The organism is Ensifer sp. 1H6 (genome assembly GCF_001976035.1).
In the GTDB taxonomy this organism is placed as follows: Bacteria; Pseudomonadota; Alphaproteobacteria; order Rhizobiales; family Rhizobiaceae; genus Ensifer; species Ensifer canadensis.
Genome location: NZ_MOAI01000001.1, coordinates 111,820 through 135,770 on the forward strand (window position 1 = coordinate 111,820; position 23,951 = coordinate 135,770).

Genomic DNA, 23,951 nt, shown 5'->3' on the forward strand with positions numbered 1-23,951 from the left:
CGATGTCAGCCCGTCTGGACTATAACCAAATCGCTCCTGCCGGCGCGAAAGCGCTGGGCGGTGTCTACGGTTACGTCATGCAAAGCGGCCTCCCATCCGTTTTGCTCGAGCTGGTCTATCTGCGTGTTTCCCAGATCAACAACTGTGCCTATTGTCTCGACATGCACACGCGGGATCTTTTGAAGAAAGGGCAGCAGATCGAGAAGATCGCGTTGCTTCAAGCCTGGCGGGAAGCCGGCCCTCTCTTCGACGAGCGCGAGCGTGCGGCGCTCGCATGGGCCGAAACAGTGACGCGCGTGGCAGAGACGGGTGTGCCTAGTGACGCCTATGACGCTGTCAGCGCCGTCTTCAGCGAACGCGAACGCGTCGATCTCACGATCGCGATCAGCCTCATGAACGCCTACAATCGGATGGCCATAAGCTTCAGGAATGTGCCCCACGCGGCGATTGGCAGATAGCCTCGAAACAGCGCTCGCGGACCGCGGCCGATCGCGCGTCCGCAGCGCGGCCCAACGCGATTTGGCGGTGGAGCCCGGGCTGTTTCACTGTGAGCAGCGCGCTCGTCACTGCACTAACATCGAGAGGAAAACACATGCCGGATGTCTCAAAGACCTTCTCAGGAAAGGCATGGCGCGTCCATCAGTTCGGGCCGCCAGATGTAATGCAGTTGGAGCGCGTGGACACTCCAGAGCCAGGGATGAACGAGGTCATCGTCAAGGTCCATGCGGCTGGTGTTGGCCCTTGGGATGGGTGGATTCGCGCCGGCAACAGCGCCCTGCCCCAGCCTCTCCCTCTCATTCTCGGTTCGGACATCTCAGGCGAGGTCGGGGCGGTCGGCGCTGGGGTGACGCGGTTCAAGGTTGGAGATGATGTCTATGGCGTCACCAACAAGCGCTTTTGTGGTGGATACGCGCAATACGCAGTCGCCAGTGCTTCCATGCTCGATCACAAACCAGTGTCGATTGACCACGTCGCTGCGGCATCGCTGCCCGTGATCGCGGTGACAGCATGGCAGGCACTTTTCGATCAGGCTGGTTTGGAAAAGGGCCAAACTGTGCTGATCCACGGTTCGGCGGGAAACGTCGGCGCCTATGCCGTGCAATTCGCCAGAGAAGCGGGCCTTCGGACAGTGTGCACCGCCGCGTCGGGTGACATCGAAAGCGTTGTTGCTCTCGGTGGCGAAACGGTCATCGACTATACAAAAACCAGATTTGAGGACGAAATTCGCGATGTCGATGCCGTCATCGATCTGGTGGGCGGAGAAACCCAAACGCGATCGTTCCGGGTGCTGAAAAAGGGAGGGCGATTGATTTCGGCCGTTTCGGTTCCGGACCAGGCTCTGGCCGCACGGCACCAGGTCCTGTCCAAATTTTTTCTCGTCGACGTATCGACCGAAAGCCTTGCCCGCATCTCCTCTCTCGTCTCCCGGGGTGCCCTCCGGATGAATGTCGGGGCGACATTACGGTTTGAGCAAGCGAAGGACGCGCACTTGATGCTCGAAGGCGAGCTGCCGAGACCGAAGGGAAAAATCGTCCTGGCAATGGGTGAAGCCAACTGACGAAAATCGCGCCAGGCTACCGGAGAAATGGAATGATGGGTCGCTTCAACAGGCCCTTCTTCCGTGGAACACACGGATCGCCAGAACGACCCCGGCGATCAGTATCGCAACGCCGGCGCCTTCCAAAACCGTCGGTATTCGAGCATGGACAATGAGCCCACCAATGACGCCGAAGGCCGTTTCTGAAACGATCAATTGAGCCGCCAGCGCGACCGGCAGGCTGCGCGCGGCCACATTCCAGGTCCAGACGCCGCCAACTGTCGCCACCAGAGCGAGCGACACACCCCACAGGTACAATGGTGCAGCGGTGCCCCATCCGAAACCAAGCTTGGGAAGCTGGAACAGCCCCATCGCTGCGCCAATCGGGTAGAAAACCAGCATCAAAATGCCGCCGCCGATGAGGATGAGAGCCGACCACACACCTGAAGGCATGCCCGGTCTGGCGGCCAGTGCTGCCTGGTTAGCAATGGCAAACCATACCCACAACACGACGGCTGCGATAGAAAGTGGAACCCCAATCCAGAGTGAACGCACAGAATCCAATCCGACCTCGGTGAACGCGGCGCTGTTGACAAGAACAAGACCGAACAACACCAGCATGAGCGGCATCATCAAAAATCGCCACGGCAGGGATCCCTGCCGCCGATTGCCGATGAGGGCCAGAACGATCGGGACAAGTCCGAGGAATGCGGGCGCAATCACCGGCCCGGCATAGATGGCCGCGCCCGTAACCGTGAGGAAATAGCCGACATAGCCGATGAAGGCGAGCCACGTGGCGATGAGCCAGTTGCCGGGGGTAAGGTACTGCGCCACCCCCTTGGTGATCACCAAGATATACACGCCAACCACCGCCGAAACGACATGGCGGATCAGAGCAAAATCGAAGGTAGAGTAATCGCCGATGACGAACGGCACGATGAAGTTGAGGGAAAAGGCGAATGCGGCAAAAATCGCCGCGAAAACGCCGATATAAAACTGCCTGTCCATAACTGGCCCCGATCTGCCAAGCCAAGCGAGGCGGTCCCGCCGTCTGCTCGTTCCATGGCCAATGTTTCTCTATGCTACACAGCGATAGAGCCTTCGCGCTTCCCTTGATCTAAGAGAGGGCACTGCCGGGCGTCGACGTTGTCGCCCGTGTGCCCTCAATGGTGGTCAGTTGGCCAGGTAGCGGTCGGCGGGTTTGTTCGTAGACAGATTGTCGGCCATCGCCTGGCGGGCAGCCTCGAAGGTGTCCCACTGGCCGACATCGTGAAGGCTGGGGATCGTAACGAATTCGTTGCGGGCGAGACCCATGAGCGCGGCGTCGACCAAGGCATCGGCCGGCATGACGATTTCCTGGGGCAGGTGCTGCACGGGCAAGCCGGCGATATCCCAGAAGTCGGTCGCAGTGGCGCCTGGCAACACGACCTGCACATGAACGTTGCTGTCGGCGAGCTCCTGACGCAGGCTCTGGCTGAAGGCGAGAACAAAGGCCTTCGTGCCGCCGTAGACGCCATTCAGTCTCTCAGGTGCAACCGCCACGATCGAAGCGATATTGATGATGGTGCCCCTGTTCCGCTCGACGAAGGCAGGCACCGCGGCATAGGTGAGGCGCATCAGAGCGTCGACGTTGAGTGCGATCATCGCGCTCATGGCGTGAGCGTCAGATTGGAGCAGAGGCGCAGTTGCGCCGACGCCGGCATTATTGACCAGCATAGTTATCCGCGGATCACCGGCGATCTGCGCCGCGACCCGCGCCACATCGTCCGCGACCGTCAGGTCGGCCGTGACCGTTTCAACCGTGCGGCCCGTCTGCTCGTGAATGGTTGCAGCAGCTCGCCACAGCCGATCGCCGTTTCGCGCGACGAGGATCAGATCATAACCCTTCCGAGCCAGGCGATCAGCGTAAAGCGCACCGATACCGCTCGATGCACCGGTAATGACAGCTTTTCCCAACGTCTCTTGCATCGTCGTTCCTCTCTGATTGTGGTGAAAGCAGGCCGTCATCGCTGGCGAGCTTCGGTCCCTGCTCATGCCCTTTAGATTAGGCTGGACACCCAGCGACCGGTACTGAGGGGAAATGAGAGCCAGCCTCTCGTTTCGTAGTCTCGGGTCACACAAGCCGCCGATATCGCGGCGCCAACTCGCCATTCACGAGATCATCGAGCAGCGTCTTGCGCGCGTGTTCGTACCGCGCCCATTGGCTTGCCTTCGCCAGAGAGGGAATGGTCAGCGGCTCGTGACGGTCGAATCCGACCAATGCGGCATCCACCACGTCGGCGGCACTCATCATTCCGGGCAGAAGTTCGGCTTCACATCCCGCAAATGGCCAGACATCGGTGCGGATTGCGGCGGTCAGAACCAATTGTACATAAACGCCGTGATGTCCCAGTTCGTGTTGCATCGTGCGGGCCAGGGCGATCAGGAAGGCCTTGCTCGCGCCATAGACGCCGGTTGCAGTTTCGGGTGCGATGCCGACGGCCGACGCCACGTTGATAATCGCACCGTGGCGCCGAAGGGCCATGCTCCGGGCGGCGGCGCCGAAATGCGCGTGTATGCCCTCACATTCGTGCCAATCAGGCGGTCGAGATCTGCCGCAGAAGCTTCGGTCAGTGCCCTGCCGGGAGGCAGGCCGAGATTATTGACGACGACGTCAAAGCCGGTTCCTCGCGCGAAACTGGCTTCCACGTCATCCAGGCCGCGATCGGTGCAAAGGTTTGGAGTGATGATCTCGACCGCCGCATCGGTTTCGGCCCGCAGAATACGCGCAAGCGCGGCTGGTCGATCAGCACCATTTGCAAGCATCACAACATCGTATCCGCGGCGCGCCAGCCGATCGGCATAAAGGAGACCGATCGCGCATGACGCGTAGGTCACAAGGGCCTTCGGGTGCGTTCGCGACATGACATTTCGTCCTTTCGCGACCGGTGTATGTCATTCCGCTCCGTTTGGGACTTGCCGACATCAAGAGGCTGCCTCTCGCATTCTTGCTCTACCGGCCGCGGGCGTGGCGCTCAATTCTTATGCCAGGTCCTGAGCGCGTCGCTGACGACAAGCAGGGTGATTGAGCCACTATTTCCGAGCCCTCTGGGAGAGAGACATGCACATACATCTGAAACGGAAAATCGCATTCGCCCTGTCGATGGGCGTCGTGACGACGGGGATCATCTCCTTCTCGCTTCTCGCCTTCAATCTGGGCTTTTCGAATGGATTTGTCCTGACGTGGCTGCGTTCCTGGGGGATCGGCTACGTGATCGTCATTCCCGCAATCCTCCTGATCGGCCCTCGCCTTCAGGCGCAAGTCGATCGCCTGGTCTACTGATCTGACGCTACATTGAGGAAACTGACATGCCAAAATCATCCATTCGGACGTTGTTTGCAGCCGCCGCGGTGCTTTGCTCGGCCATCGCACCGGCAAGCGCCGAAGACACCCAACAACCAAAGGCCAACATCGACTTCCTGAAGATCGATGCAGACATCACGCTTAGAAGAATGGTGGTGCACAACCCGAGACCGAAAGGGACCGTTCTCTTCCTGCATGGGTTTCCGGAAACCCTCTATGCCTGGAAAGATGTTTCGCTCGCCCTTGGCAATGACTACGAGGTTCATGCTTTCGACTGGCCAGGCTACGGCCTCTCATCAAGGCCAGCGGTCGACAGATTTTCCTATGCACCCAAGGACTACGCGCGCGTCTTGAACGAATACGTGGCGAAGGCGGATATCGACACATCGAAGCTAACGATCTACGCAACCGACATCGGAGCCCTGCCGGCGCTTCTCCTGGCGTTGGAAAACCCTGATATCGCCAAGACGATCATTGTTGGTGACTTCGCTCCCTTCAACAGGCCCCAGTACATGTACGAGAGCCTGCAAGGCCTGAAAGTGGCGGGAGCGACTGGTCAGGCGCGTGCCCAGCTGAACAAGAATCGCGCCGATATCCTCGAGAACGCCTTCAGACGAGGCCTGCCCAAGGAAGCGCAGTTCGAGGTTTCGCAGGAATTCAAGGACGACATGGCCAACGGCTGGAACCATGGCGCTTTGACGACGGCAGACGCTTTCTCATTCTACTATTCTCACTTCACGCGGGACCAGGACTATTTTGAATCGCAATTGGCCCGGTTCAAAACACCCGTAAATGTGGTTTGGGGTGAGAAAGACCTCTACATCAAGAAGGAAATGGGGCTCGAACTCGCCTCAAGGCTCCCCGCAAAACTCAATCTCCTTGCCGGCGTTGGGCATTACCCTCATCTGCAGAGCCCGAAGCAAACGATTGAAGAGGTTCGCGCATCATTTCGGTGACGGCGCGTAGCTGTCAGGCCGCCGATCCATACCCACTGCAAGTCGTACGAAGCCGCGGCAGGGCCCAGTCGATGAAGGCGCGCACCTTCAGTGCGAGAAGGCCTTGACGCGAATAAACGATGTGGATCGGTTTCGCCTCGCCGCCATAACCTTGCAGGATCGGCACAAGCGCGCCGGTGGAGAGCTCCTCTGGCACCTGGTAGTCAAAGACCCGGGCGATACCGATGCCACTTAACGCGGCGGCAACACAATTGGCCGCCGTGTTGACTTCGATCCGGGCGATCGGAAGAGCTTCGATCAGTTTACCGTCGAGGTCAAATCCCCAGAAGAACGAGCGGTTGTTGAACATGATGCCGTCATGCTTCGGCAGGTCGCTCGGATGCTCAGGCACGCCATGCCGCTTGAGATAAGCTGGACTGGCAACCGTCAGAAGGCGAAACTCGCCAGCCTTGACTGCGTAAAGAGAGCTGTCGGCAAGTTCCCCGAGACGAATGGCAACATCCACCTGCTCGTTGACGAGATTGACTGAGCGGTCCAACGACAAGATGTTCAAGGAGACTTCCGGGTGCTTGTCCATGAAGTCCAATGCAATCGGCAGCACGTAGCGGCTTCCGAACTCCACCGGCATCGTGATCGTCAACGTTCCGCGCGGTGTTTGATATTCACCCGAGGCGCGTCGCTCGGCCTCCTCCAGGTCCGCCACGATCTTCCGCGCCGCTTCGACATAATCACGACCGGCATCAGTAAGTTGCAGGTTTCGGCTTGTGCGAATGATTAGGTTTGCACCGAGGTGCCGCTCGAGATCAGCGACTTTGCGGCTGACACTCGGCAAGGGAGCATTCAGCTTGCGGCTGCCAGCCGACAAACTTCCGGCGTCGACCACCGCAAGCAGTACCCGCATGGCATCAAGTCGATCCATTGGACCCCGCGACTAGAGCATCCCGCTTTCAAGTGGAATCACCGAAAGCGGATAAGATGCTCTACAATCAAAGTGCTAGAGCGTCCTTTGTGCGTTCATCTGAACGCACGGCGCTCTAGAATTTGCCCATAGGTACTGCATTCGTCCGATGGTGACTACAGGCCTTGACCAGACGTCTGGAAGTCACACACGTCGTGGAGGGGCAGTCGAACCCTAGCTCTTCTCGACTTGTTCAGCGAGACGTCGAAGCCCTGGCAGATCGCAGAGAAGCAGCTTCTGTCGTCCACCCTGCACCAGTCCCCGCCCCTCCCACGCGCTGAGAATGCGCGAGACGGTGTGGAGCGTCGTGCCGGTCATTTCGGCTATGTCCTGCCGGGAAATGGGAAAATCGATGCGCACGCCAAGCTCTTCGCGCTTACCCGCCTGTTCGGCCAGCCGCAGAACCGCGTGCGCGACGCGGCGTTCGACTTCCTCGGTCGACATCTCGCGGATGCGGGTATGGGCCTCGTCGAGCCGCTGGCCGATCGTGTGCATCGCATTGATGGCCAGATGCGGATTGCTCTCGACGAACACGTTCCAGAGCTCGGTCGGCCAGGCGAGGACGAGGCTTTCCGTTGCCGTCATCGCCGTTCCCGGATAGTCGCTGCGCTGCAGCGCGCGGGCAAAGCCGAACAGATCGCCCGGATTGACGACACGGACGATGATCTGTTGTCCGTCGCGGGTGACCTGAGTGACCTTAAGGCGTCCGTGCAGAAGCAGATAGAATGAGTCGGCCGCAGCCCCCTGCTCGAAGACGGCCTCATTCTGGGGGACGCGCCGCACGGTCGCGTGCGCCAGGAGCTTGTCCAGCTCCTGATCGCTCATCTTCTGAAACAGCGGGAGTGATTTGACGAGTGTTCGGTCCAGTGCAGCCACGTCGTTTCCTGTCTCCTGCGGATCGGCGATGCGGGCTGCTATATCACGTGCGATCGGGAGGAAGAAGCGGACAACACCCTTTCGCCGCCCTTAAGCGGCGATAATCAAGGCCCCGCGCTGTTACACCGCACCGGGGAAACGGCGCTCGAAGGCGTACAGCATGTTCGCATACCAACGATCGTCGCGAACCAGGCGGAAGCCGAGATTGTCCGGCGGCACGCCGACCGCGCAACCGCCGCTCTTCGGATCGCGAATGAAAAAGCTCATCGACGCACGGTGCTTGCCGTCGACGACGTAGATCCCGCAGGCTGGCGATATCTTCAGCACTTCGCCATCGACGCCGATCGTCACGCGACGGTGGCAGGTCTGCGTCCATTCCCAGACATTGCCGTCGAGATCGGCGACGCCGAATTCGTTTTCGCCGAACGTGCCCGACGGTTGCGGCATTGGGTTCTTCGACTTCTGCCGCGCGGATTCGCGCTCGTAGTCGGCAAGCCACCGGAGCGCCGGATTGTCCTTGCTGCCGTCAATGCCGAGCGCGTCGTCGGGAAATTTCCGGCCGGCCGCAAAGGCCCATTGCCGATCGGTCGGCAGACGCCAGACCTGCCCCGTCTTTTCCGTCAGCCAGGCGGCATAGTTGCTGGCGTCGGTGTAGTTGACGCCGGTCATCGGGGTATCATTGCCGAGGCTTGCCGCCGGCTCACCCTTCTCGCAGGCGCCGTCTTCGACGCAACGCTGATAGTCCGTGCGGCTAACCTGGTACTTCATGATCCTGAACGGTTTCGCGAGCGTCGCATCAACCAGCGGTGCATCGACGGCAAAGCCATTCTTGATGAAGTGGCCTTCGGCCCGGTATTCCATGCGGCGCGGCTCGATCGTCACTGTCACTGGCGCTTCGATGCGGGTGTCGACCGTTGCGTCGAGGTCATCCAGCAGCCCGACCTTGGCCGAAAGCACCCCGCCGATGGCAACCAGCAGCAAAGCTGGAACGGCGACGGAAAACACCGAAACCGAATTCTTGTGACGTCTATCGCGCATGTTCTTCCCCTTCTATTGGCATGCGCCGATGGATCCGGCGCATGCCTTTGTCGCTGCCTCGCGCTGCCCAAAGACCTCTTCGGGCAACGCGGCCAATTGTCATATCGGGGCTACATCGAAGCCGGCTTGACGACCGAGGTCATCAGATCGTCGTTCCACTCGCCGGTGACCTTGAAGTGTCCGGCCGCGCCCAGTTCGAAGGCCTCGATCAGGTTGTGGTTGACGTAGGCATAGATGCCCGGCTGCCGGAATGTGTAGAAGGCCGCGCCGGCCGTGCCGCCCGGAATGAACCAGGTTTCCTGATCGAGCTCGGGCGGATTACGGAATTTGCCGGTTGCCCAGACATAGTCGCCGTGTCCACCGATCAGGTGTGGCCGTGTGTCGCGGTTGGCCTGCGAGTGGATGACGAGCACATGTTCGCCAACGGCCGCTGTCAGCGCCCTCTCTCCAGTCAGCGCTCCGACCGCGCCATTGAAGACGACGTGGGTCGGGGTCAGCGTGCGCATCACCTTGACGGTATCTTCATAGGCTTCGCCGGGCGTTTCGTATTTCTTGTAATTGCCGGCTTCGTCGCGTGGGATGTAGAAATCCTGCTCGCCCACGTAGTAGACCTTGTCATAGGTCAGCGGCTGTCCCTTCTCATCCTTCAGCCCGTCACGCGGCAGCACCATGATGGCGCCGTTCATGCCCGAGGTAACGTGCCAGGGCACCATGCCTTCCGGCGCGCAATGGTAGACGAAGACGCCAGGTTTGGTCGCCTTGAAGCGCAAGGTCGTCTCCTCGCCGGGATTGACCTGCGTCAGGCCGCCACCGCCCAAGGCCCCCGTTGCTGCGTGAAAGTCGATATTGTGCAGCAGCGTGTTGGTGGCGGGGTTGATCAATCTGAGTTCGACATAGTCGTTCTCGTGGACGACCATCAGCGGACCGGGAACCGAGCCATTGAATGTCATGGCGTGCACTTCGGTGCCGTCGCCGTCAATGACCAGCTTCTTTTCTTCGATGGTCATGGTGAACTCGACCACGCGCGGGCCGGTCTTGGCGACCTGATCGTGAGCATGAACGAAGGGCGGAGCGACGAGGTCGACCTTGACCCGTTCCAGTGTCGCAATGTCGACCGGCGCCGTGTCCGCTGCCGCGGGAGCGGCGGCCGTTGCGGCCTGGGTCGAGGTCGCCGTCAGGATCGGCGTCAGCGCGCCAGCGAAGGCGGCGCCGGCCAGAATCGTCCGGCGAGTCATCTGCAGCTGTTCTGTCATCATTGCTCTCCTTGGGCATGACCGCGCGACCGGAGTGGCCGTCCGAAAATCATGCCGAAATTCAACGTGTTACGGTGTCCTCTGCCGTCCCTGGCGGGCTCACCTCAGGTTTTGACCACAGGTTTTTCAGTAGTCATGCCTCAAGTAGAACCGAGAGCGAATGACGTCTTTGTCTTGGAACAAATCGCCCCGGAAAGTGGATGTTTTTCTGCAAATCTTCACGGGGGCGGCGTTCGCCAGGCTCTATAATTGCGTTTTCGCAAAGATGCCTGGGCAAGCCCCGGATAAATCGATCCCATCCACCCGTCCGCTCGACGAAAGAACAGGATCGAACAATGTTTAGTTACTTCAGCAAACCAAGGCCTAGCGGAGGAATCCCGCGCGGAATCGCCACCACCGGTCCCGTTCTATTTTCCTATGGCTTCAGACCCTTCTTCCTCGGCGCCAGTCTCTGGGCGATCTTCGCCATGGCCGGATGGATTGCCGCCCTTACCACGGGTATCGACATTGCCGGCGAATATGGCCCTGCCCATTGGCACGCACACGAGATGCTCTTCGGGTTCTCATCCGCCGTACTCGCAGGCTTCCTTTTGACCGCTGTTCCGAACTGGACCGGCAGGCTGCCAGTTTCTGGCAGGCCGCTCGCCTACCTGTTCGCCCTGTGGGTTGCCGGGCGGCTGGCGCTGCTTGCAACCGATGTTATCGGATTGAAGTTCGCAGTGATCATCGAGGCCGCCTTCATGCCGGCGTTGCTCGCGATCTGCGCGCGCGAAATCATCGTCGGTCGGAAGTGGAAGGATCTGAAAATCGTCGGCGGTCTGGTTCTCCTTTCAGCCGCCAATGCGTGGTTCCATATCTCCGTCGTCCGTGAACTCGACGTCGATGCGGCGGCACGGCTGGCGATCGGCGCTTATGTCATGCTGATCATGATTGTCGGCGGCAGAATTCTGCCAAGCTTCACCCGCAACTGGCTGAACAAGTTCGGCCGGACCGACTTTCCGGTTCCCTATAACCGCTTTGACACACTGACGATTCTCGTCGGCGTCGCTGCTCTTGTCTGCTGGACCTTCGCGCCGCAACATATCGTCACGGCTACGGTAGCGTCCGCCGCCTCGTTGCTGCAGGCGGCCCGGTTTATCCGCTGGCGCGGGTGGACCACGTGGCCGGACAAGATCGTGTTCGTCCTGCACGCGGCCTATGCCTTCGTTCCACTCGGCTTTGCCGCCGTTGCGGCAGGCGCGGTCGGCGCTCTCGACGCGTACCCCGTCATGCATGTGATGACCGTTGGGGTCATAGCCTGCATGATGCTGGCCGTCATGACGCGCGCAAGCCGTGGACACACCGGACGGCCCTTGGCTGCATCGAACCTCAGCTGCGCCTCTTACATCGCCATCATCGGCGCGGCGCTGGCGCGCCCCTTCGCCGAGATCCTGCCGGCGCACTATCATCACCTGCTCGCGCTATCGGGAGCACTCTGGATCACAGCCTTTGCGCTGTTCTGCATCGAATACGGTCCGATGCTGGTTCGCGCCCGGCGCGCGCCACGGGGTACTGCCTAGCGCCCCGGGTAAGTTGGTTCTGCATAACCAAAAAAGAAGGTTGCCGCCGCTGCGGCAACCTTCCGACGAGGCCATGTACTCATAAAGACGTCGCCCCGCAGGATCGAAGCTTGTGCCTCCGACAGCGCGCGTGAGGCGAACCTCTCGAAAATCGCTAGCGCAGCCAATAACCGGTCATTGGCTGCGCTAAAAAAAACGATGGGGGCAGAAACACTTGCCACGGCGGCAGACGCAAGAAATCTAGCACTCATGCAGTGCCTGTGGTTCATTTCTTCGATGACTTCCCAGCGGGTCGGGTGTCGGACCGTATGCAAAACATCCGGAACCCGCGGCGCGTGTTCAATCAACCTTCTCGAAGTCGCCTGGCTTCCAACTCTTGTCGAACCATGGCTCCAATGGAGCATACAGCCGCAACAGCGAATTCCAGCCCCTGCCAGGTATGGTTTGAACCCAGTTTCCCTCTTGTCCCGACGGAGCCTCTGGAGAGAACCAGACTGTCACCGAACCGTCCTCGTTCTTCTTGATGCCCGGCTGGTTGCTGTCGATGCCTGCGAGCTTCTGGTCAGTCTCCAGCATTGATCTGGTCTGATTGTCATAGACCGTGAACGACCAGAACTGTCCGACCGGAACGGGGGCAGGCAAGGTGATTTTGTATGTCTTGCTGCCGTCGAGATAGGTTCCGGTCGAGTCCCTGACCGCAAACGCGTAGGCTGAGCCGGTGCCGGGCTTCGCATCTGCCATCGCAGGTGTGATCCCCGTCGCCGCGTAGTGGAACATCGTGCGCGCGTCGAGCATGCGTTCGCCGTCGTTCAGGAACTGATAGCTGTTGCCGATGAAGCCATTGTTCCATTGACGGTCGGGGTAAAATTTCGCGCGTTCATCGCGGGGAGCAAAGACCATGGACCGGGCCGTCGCATTGCCGACCGCAACAGCCTCGGTGAGGATTGCCCTCATGCGGGCATCAGGCGCGAACGGCTTGCCCTTCTTGATGCCAATAGATGCGAACAGGCCGACAATTTCGGGATCGAATGCATCGCCCGGCTCGGTCTGGATGACGCTGTTCAGCTCCTCGTAGAAATGGAAGTCATTGGCATGGACCGTATTCATCTGCTTGCCGGAGATGTTGATAAAGGTGGTTTCCGGCGGCTCCTTGCCCGCCGACAGCGGATAGACACGCGCATGGTCCTTCACGCTCCTGACTGCCGCAGCGATGTCGCCGTCCTTTACGAAGGCGCGGTAGAGAATCAGGTTTGTGTTGGTCGGCGACTTGGTGGCAAAGTAGCCTTCAGCAGGCAACTCGCCGGAATAGTCTGGTGGCACGAAAAGATATTTCCCACCTTTACCGCGGTCGGGTCCGATGAGGCCCACATCGGTGACGTAGCGGAAGTATGCGTCGTCGACGGGTCCGAGGACGCCTGGAGGTACCTCCGCGACGACTGGTCCGTTCGTAAGATCAACGCAGAAAAAGACGTAGACGGTTGTCGTATTCGCGGTCAGAAACAATGAACGCGCGTCCATAAGATTTTCCGTAATGCCGATGCCCTTGTTTTTCGCGGCCCCGACGTCCTCCAGGCCCTGGCACAGTGCGTAGACAGATGCGGCTGGCATTCCCGATAGAAACGCTTCGACGCCCCTTGAAAAGTCGATGTTGTCATAAACCTTCTGCACCGTCTCTTGATCGGGAAGACCGTCCGAGAACTTCAGGGTTCCGATGCGAGTTTCCACGGTATCCGGCGTCTGGATGCTCGCTGGGACATCGGCCATGAATTTGGGCCCGAAATGGTCCTGCGCGGCAACGGACGTCGCTGAGACGAGCGAAAACAGCGCCAGCGCTGGCAATCGATTGAACCTGACCATGCACACTCTCCTGGACGTTGTCGGAGCGACATTAGCTGCAACCTCCCGATGAGCAAGTGTTGCAGCAAATCTCGACATAATCGCACACAGATTTCATTTGGACGGGTCCCTCGTTCATTCACTTGCGGATCGGGCAACCGCATACGGACTCAAGGCGACATTGAACGCGAGCCTGTCTGGGATCATATCCTGAGAGCGATCTCGAACCTGAACGGTGCTGTGGTTCAGATGATTGACAGCACAGTGCGCACCAGCACGCTACATGCGTGCAAGTTTACACGTCCACGACCTAATACCTGGCAGATGCCTCGCGCATCATTTCCGGGGTCCATGGCGGCTCGTAGGTCAGCCGCACTTCGGCATATTCGACGCCGGGAACGTACCAGACGCAGTTCTGCACGGCTTCCTTGAGAAAGGCCGTGGCGGGGCAGGCCTTTATCGTCGTGGTCATCGTTACGCGGACGATGCCGCCATCCTGGACAGCAATGTCGTAGATCAAACCGAGATCCACGACATTGGACCCCATTTCCGGATCGACGATCATCCGCAGGGCGCTGCGAATGCTTTCGACCAGCTCTTCGCGTTCAGTCGGCTGCATTTTCGTCCCCCTTCTGTCCACCGACGCGGATCAGGATGCGATAGGTCTCGCCCGCCGCGTCGAAGTTCCCGGCCCATTTGTGACCGCGTTTGGCTAGTTCGGGGTAGAGAAACAGCGGCTCGCGCGCGAGAAGTGCGAAAAGCACCTCGCCGGCCTGCATCTTTTCCACCACGGCGAGGATGCGAACCATCGGCTCGGGCGGGTCCAGATCCGTCAGATCGAGCTGGCGCGCGGGATCCGGCCATGCGTCCAGATCCGTGTCGCCGGCGGAGACCCTGATCTCATCGACCTGTTCCTCCGGCGTGAATAGAACCTCCCAGTCGCCGTTGCCGAGCGGCTGGTCCTGGTGGGCAAAGCCGCGGCCGGCCATGACGCTGAAAAGCGGCACCGGCCTGAACGTTGCAATCAGTTTGAGCGGTTGTCCGGGTGCCAGACCGTCGACGGCGCGCATGATGGCCTGGAACGGATCGCTACCGCTCTTGAGAAGCGGCCGGACGTCGAGCTCGATGGGGTCTTTGGTCATGGTTGTCTCCGTGACTGAAACGATGGGAAGAAGAGATGCGGACGGGCGAAGCCGCCAGGAAGCCGAAGATTACTGGGCACGTTGCTGAGCCTTCGTGTTGCCACGAATTCCCAAAGCAACGCATTGACCGCAATCAACTGGCCAAAGCTGCTCGCCTGAAACAGCAATGCGTTGTCGAAATAGAGCGCTGTCGAGGCAACGATCACGGTGAGATAGTAGAGGCGAAACCAGAACGTCGCACGCGTTTCGACGACCAGATCCTGAACGCGCGGCGTCGGCATGCGTCCAAGCAGCGCGCCGTAGCATTCGAGCCAGGTGATGAAGGGAACGATCTTGTAAAGCTGCGCCAACCCCATGCCCGTCAGCCAGCCAAAAGTGACGAGATAGACAAGCGCGCCCACGCCTTCTTCGATTTGGCCGCTGACGATCAAAGCTACGAAGAACACGGTCGCGACTATCAGCGCCACGAAAGCGCCGATGCCGGCGCGGCTGTTCAATTCGATGAGCTTGCGTTTGCGCTCGCGGTAGATCCGCACGATGTCCGCCATGTAAATTCCAATGGCGATCACACCGGCGAGCGCCGCACCGACGAGAAGGGGCGTCCGCCCGTCCGAACCGGAAAGGATCATCGGCACAATGCAGACGATCATTCCGAGGGCAACAGCACCCAGCGCCCAGACGATCCTGCTACTATGCCGTTCGCGGTCCGGCGACAGCATGAACATGGTCAAAAGACGGTAGCTGACCCCCATGGTCGTAAAACTCAGCCAGCCGCCCAGCCCCAACGTGGCATGGAGCGAAACACCTTCGAGCGTCAGATCGATCGCGGCCGGCGCATCGGCAAGTCCGGCAAGGACGAATGCGTAGATGCCACCGAGAAAGAAGGTCATGACCAGCGAGCCAAGACCAACGGCGACGAACCGCGCGGGCAAGGGCAGCGGTCGCGCCTGCCAAAGCGTCGATGCAAAGATGATGATGAGCAGGCCGAAACCGGCGATCGTCACAGTCGCCCCGAACGGCAGAAGGAGCGGTGAAAGGCTGTTGGCGCCTGCGAGGCTGGCAAAACCAAGCACCAGGCTGGTTATGCCGACAACCAGCAGCACCAGAGCCGGAAGAGCCAGGTGGGGAAGCGAAAGCGGCCGACCAACGAGAACAGGCACGAACTGCAGCAGGGCCCCCGCCATCAAGAGGCTGAGCCATCCGAGCGCAATGGTATGGACGAGCGCCAGCGTCTCAGGGGCCTCGATGGATGAAACCGGATATCCGAAGCCGAGGACCATCATGATCTCGCCGATGGCAAGAAAGATCAGCGCAGCCGCGAAATAGGACATCGTCCAGCGGGAAAGCGTGGCACCGAACATCGCGGTTCATCCAGAAGAGCGCATTTCCAGGAAAGTGCGAAGCGGCTTTCCGGCCGGAAATGCGTAAACACAAAGAGATAGAGCGTTCCTGCGGCTACGCCTAAACTGGAAACGCCCTAGCCGGGACACTCGTATCAGTGGCCGCTGCTGCTGCCGCAGCAGCAATCGCAGCCGGAGGCCTGTTGCCGGCCGATCTCGACCCGCCAGACATCCGGTCCCTGCTCGAGGTAATCCCAGGTAAATTCGCCGGGGTAGCGGCTTTCCAACTGATAGTGCAGCGGACGCGGATCATGGTCGTTGACGATGATGAAGGAGCCGCCCTCGGCCAGCGCATTGAGCATGCCGAAGATCTTCGGATGGCGCTCCACCGGCGGGATGGTGCGCACGTCGATGAAGTGCTTGGTTTCTGTTTCTGCAGTGGTCATCTCAGTCCGTTCAGGGCGCCGTTGTTGCCTCAGCTTCCGGGAAACGCCGGCGCAAACGGCCCGGATTTGCAAAGGCTAATGCCGACGGCAACGCGACATTTTGTCGAAGCGCAAACAAATCCCGCTTTGCGCCTTCATGGTCGGTTACTTGGCATTTCGCAAAGAACGACGGGGGCACGCGGCCTAGAAACGGATCGATTGTTTCGACAAGCCGATAGGAACCGCCATGCAGTCCACCGCCCTTTTGAAATATGCCGAGATGCGCTTGCCGCGCTACACCAGCTACCCGACCGCACCGCGTTTTTCCGCCGGTGTCGATCGCACGACCTACGCCGATTGGCTCGGCGCGGTTCCCGAAGATCGGGATGTGTCTCTTTATCTGCACATCCCCTTCTGTCGATCGATGTGCTGGTATTGCGGTTGCCACACCACGATTACCCGGCAGGACGAACCGATCCTCGATTACCTCAACGTGCTGAGGCAGGAGATCGGCATGGTGGCCGATCATGTGTCCGCGCCGCTGCCGATCGGCGAGGTCCATTTCGGCGGCGGGACGCCGACGATCATCGAGCCGGAAGAGTTCCTTTCCCTGATGGCCCTCCTGCGCGAACGCTACCTGTTTGGTCAAAAGACAGGCGTGGCTGTCGAAATCGATCCCCGACGCCTGACCGCAGCCATGGCGCAAGCGCTTGGCGAAGGGGGCGTTGGACGCGCCAGCCTCGGCGTACAGAGCTTCGACCCGGTCGTCCAGAAGGCGATCAACCGCATTCAGACAGAACAGCAGACGGCGGATGCAGTGGCGCATCTTCGCAAAGCCGGTGTCACCGGAATCAATTTCGACCTGATCTATGGATTGCCGCACCAGACGGTTCGCTCCTGCGTCGAGACGGTCCAGGCGGCAGTGGCGATGCGGCCGGAGCGCTTCGCCGTCTTCGGCTACGCGCATGTGCCGTCGTTCAAGAAACACCAGCGCATGATCGACGAGAACGTTCTGCCCGACGCTTCGGCGCGCACCGATCAGGCGCTCGCCATCAGCGAGGCGCTCTGCGAAGCGGGTTACCGCCAGATCGGGCTCGACCACTTCGCCCTGCCCGACGACGATCTCGTGCTCGCGCAATCCTCTGGCACGCTTCGGCGGAATTTTCAGGGCTATACTACGGACAATTGTGAAACGCTGATAGGCTTCGGCGCCTCGGCAATCGGCCGGTCACAAGCCGGCTACGTGCAGAACGAGGTTCCCCCAGGACTTTATGCAAGCCACATCGCGTCTGGACGGCTGGCAACGACCAAAGGCTATCGTTTGACCGATGAGGATCGCCTGCGTGCCGCGATCATCGAGAGACTGATGTGCGACTTCACGGTCGACATCAAGGCAATCGCCACCGCACACGGATGCGACCCGCAGGTCCTTCTCGGTGGCAATGTACGGCTGACGACGATGGCCAATGACGGCGTGCTGGATATCGCCGACGGCGTCATAACGGTAAGCCAGGATCATCGCTTCGTGATCCGCGCCGTGGCCGCAGCATTCGATGCCTATATCGACGACGCGCCACGCACGCACAGCAAGGCGGCCTGAACCTCGGTTGACCACAAACACGAAAAGGCCCGGTCGAGACCGGGCCTTTTCGCGTTGTACCTGACCGTTCTATCCCGCCAGGCTTCGGTAGATCGCCGGCAATGCCGCCGGCAGCCGGGTGATATTGCCGACCAGCGCATAACCGTTCTGGCCGAACATGGCAGGCACATAGGACCTCGCCTCGCGGTCGACGGTGACGGCAAAAGCGCTGATGCCGCTGCGGCGCGCTTCCATCACCGCCCTGCGGCTGTCTTCCAGCGCGAAGCGTCCCTCATAGTGATCGACGTCGTTCGGCTTGCCGTCGGTCAGGACCAAAAGCAGCTTCTTGCGGTTGGGCTGCCTCTGGAGCTCTGATGTGGCATGGCGGATCGCCGCACCGATGCGGGTGTAATATCCCGGCTTCAAGGCGGCGATACGGGATTCGACCAGCGGGCTCATCGGCTCGTCGAAAGCTTTGACGCTTTCCACTTTCACCCAGTCGCGCCGCCGCGAGGTGAAAGTGAGGATCGAATGATTGTCGCCGCAGGCCGAAAGGCCATGGGCGAGAATGAGCAGCGCCTCCTTTTCGACGTCCAGCACCCGGCGATTGTCGGACCAGGCATCGGTTGAAAGCGAGACGTCGACCAGGATGGTGACGGCGAGGTCGTGAACCTGCGGGCGGCTCATCAGATGGATGCGATCGCTCCCCTGCCCGCCGGCCGCCAGATCGGTGCGAGCCCGCACCACGGCATCGAGATCGAGATCGGCGCCGTCGATCTGCGCGCGCAGGATCTCGTTGCGCGGACGCAGCACTTCGAACTGGCGCCGTACCCGCCGGATCAGGCTCCTGGTTTCCGGTGTGAGTTCAGCCCGGTCCTCCATGCCCGAGGCTGGGCTGGCCAGCACCCGGCAATGGTCTTTCAGATAGCTCGACGTCCTGTAGTTCCATTCGGGATAGGTCAGTTCTGATGTCAGCGGTGTCGGGTCGACGGCTTCCGGCGGCAGGTCGAGATCAAAGCGGAAACGCGCAGACGGGCGGCCCTTCCGCTCGCCGAGCGTCATCTCGTCAAGATCCTGTGCGGCCTTGTTGTCGTGTTCGTCGCTGTCGTCGGACGGCCGGTCGACATTGACCATCTCGGCCATCGCCAGAATTTTTTCGAAGCGGTTGAGGATGAAGGGGCTACGATCGCCCTTGCGGTTCTCCGGGTTTTCCCTGACGGCCACGTGCCGTTCGGTCTCGGCGATCTGGCTGGAGGCGGCACCTGTTGCCGCCACATCGTCATCGCGTTCGGTAATGGTCTCGGGTCGCAGCAAGGTATCGGGCCACAGCGGCACCGGCAGCAGCGGCAAATATCCCGGCGGCGCGCGATGCGGGAAGATTACCGGCAAAGTCGTATCCGGCTGTCCGGCCGCCTTGCGCAACAGCCGCAGGACACGGTTTTCGACATGCTGCTCTACCGACGGGAGTGAACCGCGCTGGCGCTCGATAAGAACGGCTTCAGCCAGGCGGCAGTATTTATGGCGCATGCCCGGAAACCGCTGAAAGACCTCCGCCACGGTTTCCTGCGCCCGCGACAGATACGTAAGGTCGGCCTGTAACGGGTCGACTTCACCGCGCGGGGCAAGCGGCATTGTCGCCATATAGGCGACCAGCCAGAGATAGAGGTCAATGTTGAGTTTCCGGTCGGGAAAGATGTCGATCTCGCCGGGCAGCATCAACGAGGCGTGATCTCGGCCAGGCTGAACGAGCTTTTCCTCGCCGAGGCCCATTTTCTGTCGCCACTTCAGACGGTGGCCAGACGTGCGGCCGCGCGCGGGGACGATCTGGACCGCGGTCTCGCCGCCGTGTCCTCGAAAGCTGATCGCCAGCATCGGCATCATGTCGGCCAGTTTGACAGCCTGCTCGGGATAACGTCGCCAGGTGCCGGTGTTGCCAATGAACCGGTGCCAGGCGCGCCCGACGGTTTCTTCGAGTTCTAGGAAATCCAGCATGGGCCTGTCCTCAAGCGATCAAGGAGGCGGCGACTTCGAGAAGGGCTGCCCGCACGTCCGGCTCATCGGTCAGCGGCTCGATCATCGCAGCGCGCACCGCATCCCTGATCGGCATTCCCGCATCGATCAGGCAGGCGCAATAGACAAGCAGCCGTGTCGAGACGCCCTCCTCGAGATCATGCCCTTTGAGTGCGCGCAGGCGCTGAGCGAGGTTGACGAGTGGCGCGACCTGGCTTGCGGCCAGTCCGCTCTCGCGCGAGACCACTTCGATCTCCTGGTTGCGTGGCAGGAAATCGAACTCGATTGCGACGAAGCGCTGTCGGGTGCTCGGCTTCAGGCTCTTGAGCAGGTTCTGGTAGCCGGGATTGTAGGAAACGACCAGCATGAACGCTGAAGGCGCTTCGAGCAATTCGCCGGTCCGCTCCAGCGGCAACATGCGGCGGTCGTCTGTCAGCGGATGCAGCACGACGGTGACGTCCTTGCGGGCCTCGACGATCTCGTCGAGGTAGCAGATCCCGCCTTCGCGCACGGCGCGCGTCAGGGGGCCATCGACCCAGATCGTATCTCCGCCCTTCAACAGGTAGCGTCCGGTCAGATCCGCTGCGGCCAGATCGTCATGGCAGGAGACGGTGGAAAGCGGCAGGCCGAGCTTTGCTGCCATATGGCTGACGAAACGCGTCTTGCCGCAACCGGTCGGCCCCTTGAGCAGCAGCGGCAATTGCCGAACCCAGGCATTCTCGAACAGCGCGCATTCATTGCCGGAGGGGCTATAGGCCGGAATGTCGATCGATACCGGTACCAGGCTTGGTTGAACAATGCTCATGGCATGACTCCGTAAAAAAGGAGGAAGGAGATTGGCCGGTCCGGGTAACCCGGACCGGCACGTTCATTCACTCTGCGGGCTGCATCGATGCGCTCAGCGTCTTGCTGCGTTCCCGGCCGGGGACGAGGATTGCCCAGACGAACATCAGTGCCGAGATCAGCACGAAGACGCCGGAGCCAAGGCGGATCCAGTAGAACAGCGCGAGCTGATCCTGGACGTCCATGTAGCTTTCACCGAGCACGCGCTGCAGATGGGCCTGCAGCACACCGGCGAAAGTGAGCGCGAAGGTCATCACCGACATGGCCGTGCACATGATCCAGAAGCTGACCATCGAAAGCATCTGGTTATAGGGCGCCCGCCCGCGGATTTCGGGGATCGCATAGGCCATGACCGCAAGGTTGAGCATGACATAGGCACCGAAGAAGGCGAGGTGCCCGTGGGCGGCTGTCACCTGTGTGCCGTGGGTGTAGTAGTTCACCGACGACAGCGTGTGCAGGAAGCCCCAGACGCCGGCGCCGAAGAAGGCCATCACCGAGCAGCCGATCGACCATAGCAGCGCCGCCCTGTTCGGATGCTTGCGACCGGCCTTCCAGGTCATCACGAAGGTGAAGATCACCATGGTGAAGAACGGCGCGACCTCGAGCGTCGAGAACAGCGAACCGATCCACTGCCAGTAGCCCGGCGCGCCGATCCAGTAGTAGTGGTGGCCAGTGCCGAGGATGCCCGAAAACAGTGCCAGGCCGACGATGACATAGAGCCACTTTTCGACGACTTCCCGGTCGATGCCGTTGAGCTTGATCATCAGGAAGGCGAGCACCGACGCCATGATCAGCTCCCAGACGCCTTCGACCCAGAGATGAACGACGTACCACCAGTACATCTTGTCGAGCGCGAGATTGATCGGATTGTAGAAGGCAAAGAGGAAGAAGATCGCCACACCCCAGAGCCCGAAGATCAGGATGTTGGTGACAGTCGTCTTGCGGCCCTTAAGGACCGTCAGTGTGATGTTATAGAGGAACATCAGAGCGACGATGACGATGCCGACCTTGATCGCGAAGGGTTGTTCGAGAAACTCTCGGCCTTCGTGGATGTGCAGGAGATAGCCGACGACGGCAATCGCAGCCGCGATCAGGAAGATCCAGAACTGCGCGATTGCGATCTTCGTGCTGTAAAGCTCGGTCTCGGCCTCTTCCGGCAGGAGATAATAGGTGGCCCCCATGAAGCCCATCAGCAGCCAGACGATGAGCGCGTTGGTGTGCACCATGCGAACGATGTTGAAAGGCAACAGTTCGGACAAGGTATTGGGAAGGACGTAGATGGTGCCGGCAAGGACGCCGAACAGCACCTGGGCGAGGAACAGGCCGATTGCTCCGTAGAAGTAGAGCATTGCGACCTTCTGGGTCTGGTATTTCATGATTTCACACTCCAATCGCAACGCTTAGCCGGCCTCGTTCGGCGGCCAGTTCTGGGTCTTGATGCGGCTCGTCCACTCCAGGAAATCGGCGAGGTCGTTGAGTTCCTGTTCGGTCAGGTTGAACTGCGGCATCTGGCGGCGCCCTTCGATACCGCTCGGCTGGGCCGCCATCCAGGCCTTCATCGTCTCGCGCGCACCTTCCGGATCGGTCTCGCCGCCCCAGCGTTTCCAGACATTGCCGAGCTCTGGCGCGAAATAGGCGCCTTCACCGAGAAGCGTGTGGCAGTTGATACAGGCGTTCTTTTCCCAGACGTGCTTGCCGCGGGCGACGGCGTCCGTCAGGGTCGACTCATCGGTCGAAACAGTCCGCATGTAGTAGTGGCTGTGGGCGGTAAGCCCGACAAAGATTGCAAAAAAGAAAAAGGACCCGCCGTAAAAGACGTTTCGGGCCCCGGTCTTGGTGAGGCGTTCTGCCATCACGTCATCCTTTCGACTTCGGCCGGCCGCAAACACCGTGGCCGGCTTATCTGATCCCCTCCCCGCTTGGTGCCGCGACGTGCGGCACCGACGAACTGTCGGGGCGCGCCCCATGTCTAGGGATTTCCGAAGGGCCTTCTTTGCGTTTTGGCAAACAAGACAGAGAGTGGTTTCAAGCGGATAGCACCACGCCCATCACAAGCTTGGCCAGGGCCAGAAGCGCAAGCATCATCGGCCAGGCCAAGAGGCCAAACCGCAGGCCAGCCGGCGCCTGGCCAAGGCCCATGAAATCGAGGGCAACAAGCCGGCATTTGATCACCGCCAGCACCAGCAGGGCCGCGATCACGAAAGCCGTGCCGCCGCAAAGCGTCATGATGGCCATGCCCGAAAGCACGATCGCGATCAGCACGGCAAAGGTATTGCGAAGTCGGCGCGCATTGTGATGGGTCATGGCGTTCACGCGAGATAGATGATCGGGAACATCACGATCCAGACAAGGTCGATGACGTGCCAGAGCGTGGTGATCAGAGCGATGTTTCCCGGGCTTGGGCGCCAGGCGACCAACAGCAGAATCACGCTGCCGAAGGCGACATGCAGCAGGTGGAAGCCAGTGATGAGGAAATAGAGCTCGAAGAAGGCGCCGAACTTCGGCAACCCGGCGACGGCGACTTCGGTCGAATATTCGAACAGCTTGATGGCCACGAAGGCGAAACCGAAGAGCGCGGCAAGAACGAGCGCGCGCCGGCGCGTCGGCGTCGAAGCGATCGGACGCGTCGCCAGAGCCGCCTGCCAGCCGCTGGTCAGGAGAACGAGCGTATTGATACCTGCGAGCAACGGGTTGAGATGTGAACGGGCGGCGGCAAACGCGTCCGCCTGGATGACACCGACCACGAGAAAACCTACGAGCAGGATGCCGAAGGCGGCCAACTCGCTCCACACCAGCACCCAAAGCAGAAGGTCATCCGCGGATGCGTTCTCGTCTGCGTCTTGAACCGGGAGTGCCCGTCCGTCCATGCGCCAACTCCTTTGCCGGAACCGGCCGACACCTAGGCAGGCGGGGATGACCTGTCTTTGCGATTACGCAAAGAGGCCTGGCAACTGGGCTGATAGCAGCAGGATCATTCCAGGAGTTTTTCGATGAAAGATGCTCAAATCGGCCTTTCCGTCGCAACCCCGATCATTGTCGGGTTCGCCATCCTTCTCTATCGCATGGGGGTCCTGCAGCGTGCGGCAACGCTGTCGGCTATCCTGTTTTCCGTCGCGATCGCCGTCGTGCTCTTCCTCGACCCGTCGCAATAGCCATGTCGCGGATGTCTCCTCACCAGGCGGTCACCATCCAGTTTGCGAAATGTCAAAGATCGCCCTTTCGATTGCGCCTAGACGTTTGAGGGATGACAAATCTC

At 60.4% G+C, this 23,951-nt stretch carries 25 protein-coding genes; 7 read left to right on the top strand and 18 right to left on the bottom strand.

Features of this window, described 5'->3' with window-relative positions; all coding sequences use genetic code 11:
- Positions 1-2 precede the first annotated feature (2 nt).
- Together BKP54_RS00465 and BKP54_RS00470 are read left to right on the top strand one after the other, a co-directional pair.
- Positions 3-458, top strand: coding sequence for a carboxymuconolactone decarboxylase family protein (locus BKP54_RS00465; protein ID WP_025430188.1), 456 nt, complete (start codon positions 3-5; stop codon positions 456-458).
- Between the two features lie 134 nt (positions 459-592).
- Complete coding sequence (locus tag BKP54_RS00470) at positions 593-1,558, top strand: NADP-dependent oxidoreductase (RefSeq protein ID WP_025430189.1); 966 nt, start codon at positions 593-595, stop codon at positions 1,556-1,558.
- Positions 1,559-1,603: 45 nt separating this feature from the next.
- Here the strand turns inward: BKP54_RS00470 and BKP54_RS00475 are convergent, their stop codons facing one another.
- The 3 genes from BKP54_RS00475 to BKP54_RS37035 form a co-directional block, all read right to left on the bottom strand.
- Complete coding sequence (locus BKP54_RS00475) at positions 1,604-2,545, bottom strand: DMT family transporter (RefSeq protein ID WP_025430190.1); 942 nt, start codon at positions 2,543-2,545, stop codon at positions 1,604-1,606.
- Positions 2,546-2,710: 165 nt separating this feature from the next.
- Positions 2,711-3,505: an SDR family oxidoreductase gene (locus BKP54_RS00480; RefSeq protein ID WP_025430191.1), complete on the bottom strand. Its 795-nt coding sequence runs from the start codon at positions 3,503-3,505 to the stop codon at positions 2,711-2,713.
- 145 nt (positions 3,506-3,650) lie between these two features.
- Positions 3,651-4,094, bottom strand: coding sequence for an SDR family NAD(P)-dependent oxidoreductase (locus tag BKP54_RS37035; protein WP_280951613.1), 444 nt, complete (start codon positions 4,092-4,094; stop codon positions 3,651-3,653).
- Between the two features lie 543 nt (positions 4,095-4,637).
- Here BKP54_RS37035 and BKP54_RS00495 point away from each other — a divergent pair.
- Both BKP54_RS00495 and BKP54_RS00500 read left to right on the top strand, forming a co-directional pair.
- Positions 4,638-4,859, top strand: a complete 222-nt coding sequence (locus BKP54_RS00495) for a DUF2798 domain-containing protein (RefSeq protein ID WP_025430193.1) — start codon at positions 4,638-4,640, stop codon at positions 4,857-4,859.
- Positions 4,860-4,885: 26 nt separating this feature from the next.
- Positions 4,886-5,836 carry an alpha/beta hydrolase gene (locus tag BKP54_RS00500; RefSeq protein WP_025430194.1) on the top strand — a complete coding sequence of 317 codons (951 nt, stop codon included), beginning with the start codon at positions 4,886-4,888 and terminating at the stop codon, positions 5,834-5,836.
- Positions 5,837-5,849: 13 nt separating this feature from the next.
- Here BKP54_RS00500 and BKP54_RS00505 read toward each other — a convergent pair whose 3' ends face one another.
- The 4 genes from BKP54_RS00505 to nirK all read right to left on the bottom strand — a co-directional run bounded on the left by BKP54_RS00505 (position 5,850) and on the right by nirK (position 9,961).
- On the bottom strand, positions 5,850-6,755 hold the full coding sequence (locus BKP54_RS00505; RefSeq protein ID WP_025430195.1) for a LysR family transcriptional regulator: 906 nt from the start codon (positions 6,753-6,755) through the stop codon (positions 5,850-5,852).
- A 213-nt stretch (positions 6,756-6,968) separates the two neighbouring features.
- Positions 6,969-7,670 carry a Crp/Fnr family transcriptional regulator gene (locus BKP54_RS00510; protein ID WP_025430196.1) on the bottom strand — a complete coding sequence of 234 codons (702 nt, stop codon included), beginning with the start codon at positions 7,668-7,670 and terminating at the stop codon, positions 6,969-6,971.
- A gap of 120 nt (positions 7,671-7,790) precedes the next feature.
- Entirely contained in the window at positions 7,791-8,708 is a 918-nt protein-coding gene (locus tag BKP54_RS00515; RefSeq protein WP_025430197.1) for an SUMF1/EgtB/PvdO family nonheme iron enzyme, read from the bottom strand.
- 110 nt (positions 8,709-8,818) lie between these two features.
- A complete protein-coding gene (gene nirK, locus BKP54_RS00520) occupies positions 8,819-9,961 on the bottom strand; it encodes a copper-containing nitrite reductase (protein ID WP_025430198.1) in 1,143 nt (380 codons plus the stop codon).
- A 335-nt stretch (positions 9,962-10,296) separates the two neighbouring features.
- On the opposite strand from nirK, the gene BKP54_RS00525 reads away from it, so the two are divergent.
- Positions 10,297-11,520, top strand: coding sequence for an NnrS family protein (locus tag BKP54_RS00525; RefSeq protein WP_025430199.1), 1,224 nt, complete (start codon positions 10,297-10,299; stop codon positions 11,518-11,520).
- A 339-nt stretch (positions 11,521-11,859) separates the two neighbouring features.
- On the opposite strand, the gene BKP54_RS00530 is transcribed toward BKP54_RS00525, so the two are convergent.
- From BKP54_RS00530 to BKP54_RS00550, 5 genes are all read right to left on the bottom strand, one after another.
- Positions 11,860-13,377: a DUF1254 domain-containing protein gene (locus tag BKP54_RS00530; RefSeq protein ID WP_084813995.1), complete on the bottom strand. Its 1,518-nt coding sequence runs from the start codon at positions 13,375-13,377 to the stop codon at positions 11,860-11,862.
- Positions 13,378-13,666: 289 nt separating this feature from the next.
- Positions 13,667-13,975 (bottom strand): metal-sulfur cluster assembly factor, encoded by a 309-nt coding sequence (locus tag BKP54_RS00535; protein WP_025430202.1) that lies wholly within the window; start codon positions 13,973-13,975, stop codon positions 13,667-13,669.
- On the bottom strand, positions 13,962-14,498 hold the full coding sequence (locus BKP54_RS00540) for a DUF2249 domain-containing protein (protein WP_025430203.1): 537 nt from the start codon (positions 14,496-14,498) through the stop codon (positions 13,962-13,964). Before BKP54_RS00540 ends, BKP54_RS00535 begins: the two co-directional genes overlap by 14 nt.
- On the bottom strand, positions 14,495-15,859 hold the full coding sequence (locus tag BKP54_RS00545) for a hypothetical protein (RefSeq protein ID WP_025430204.1): 1,365 nt from the start codon (positions 15,857-15,859) through the stop codon (positions 14,495-14,497). Before BKP54_RS00545 ends, BKP54_RS00540 begins: the two co-directional genes overlap by 4 nt.
- Positions 15,860-15,993: 134 nt before the next feature.
- Positions 15,994-16,284, bottom strand: coding sequence for a DUF2249 domain-containing protein (locus BKP54_RS00550; protein ID WP_084813996.1), 291 nt, complete (start codon positions 16,282-16,284; stop codon positions 15,994-15,996).
- 226 nt (positions 16,285-16,510) lie between these two features.
- On the opposite strand from BKP54_RS00550, the gene hemN reads away from it, so the two are divergent.
- On the top strand, positions 16,511-17,863 hold the full coding sequence (hemN, locus tag BKP54_RS00555) for an oxygen-independent coproporphyrinogen III oxidase (RefSeq protein WP_084813997.1): 1,353 nt from the start codon (positions 16,511-16,513) through the stop codon (positions 17,861-17,863).
- Positions 17,864-17,932: 69 nt separating this feature from the next.
- On the opposite strand, the gene BKP54_RS00560 is transcribed toward hemN, so the two are convergent.
- The 6 genes from BKP54_RS00560 to BKP54_RS00585 all read right to left on the bottom strand — a co-directional run bounded on the left by BKP54_RS00560 (position 17,933) and on the right by BKP54_RS00585 (position 23,562).
- Entirely contained in the window at positions 17,933-19,834 is a 1,902-nt protein-coding gene (locus BKP54_RS00560) for a nitric oxide reductase activation protein NorD (protein ID WP_084813998.1), read from the bottom strand.
- Between the two features lie 10 nt (positions 19,835-19,844).
- Positions 19,845-20,657, bottom strand: coding sequence for a CbbQ/NirQ/NorQ/GpvN family protein (locus tag BKP54_RS00565; RefSeq protein WP_025430208.1), 813 nt, complete (start codon positions 20,655-20,657; stop codon positions 19,845-19,847).
- A 67-nt stretch (positions 20,658-20,724) separates the two neighbouring features.
- On the bottom strand, positions 20,725-22,071 hold the full coding sequence (locus tag BKP54_RS00570; protein WP_025430209.1) for a nitric-oxide reductase large subunit: 1,347 nt from the start codon (positions 22,069-22,071) through the stop codon (positions 20,725-20,727).
- A 24-nt stretch (positions 22,072-22,095) separates the two neighbouring features.
- Positions 22,096-22,548 (bottom strand): cytochrome c, encoded by a 453-nt coding sequence (locus BKP54_RS00575; protein ID WP_025430210.1) that lies wholly within the window; start codon positions 22,546-22,548, stop codon positions 22,096-22,098.
- Between the two features lie 172 nt (positions 22,549-22,720).
- Complete coding sequence (locus BKP54_RS00580; protein WP_084813999.1) at positions 22,721-22,999, bottom strand: cytochrome C oxidase subunit IV family protein; 279 nt, start codon at positions 22,997-22,999, stop codon at positions 22,721-22,723.
- Between the two features lie 5 nt (positions 23,000-23,004).
- Positions 23,005-23,562: a cytochrome c oxidase subunit 3 gene (locus BKP54_RS00585; RefSeq protein WP_084814000.1), complete on the bottom strand. Its 558-nt coding sequence runs from the start codon at positions 23,560-23,562 to the stop codon at positions 23,005-23,007.
- A 123-nt stretch (positions 23,563-23,685) separates the two neighbouring features.
- On the opposite strand from BKP54_RS00585, the gene BKP54_RS35985 reads away from it, so the two are divergent.
- Positions 23,686-23,847, top strand: a complete 162-nt coding sequence (locus BKP54_RS35985) for a hypothetical protein (RefSeq protein WP_198956806.1) — start codon at positions 23,686-23,688, stop codon at positions 23,845-23,847.
- Positions 23,848-23,951: the final 104 nt, after the last annotated feature.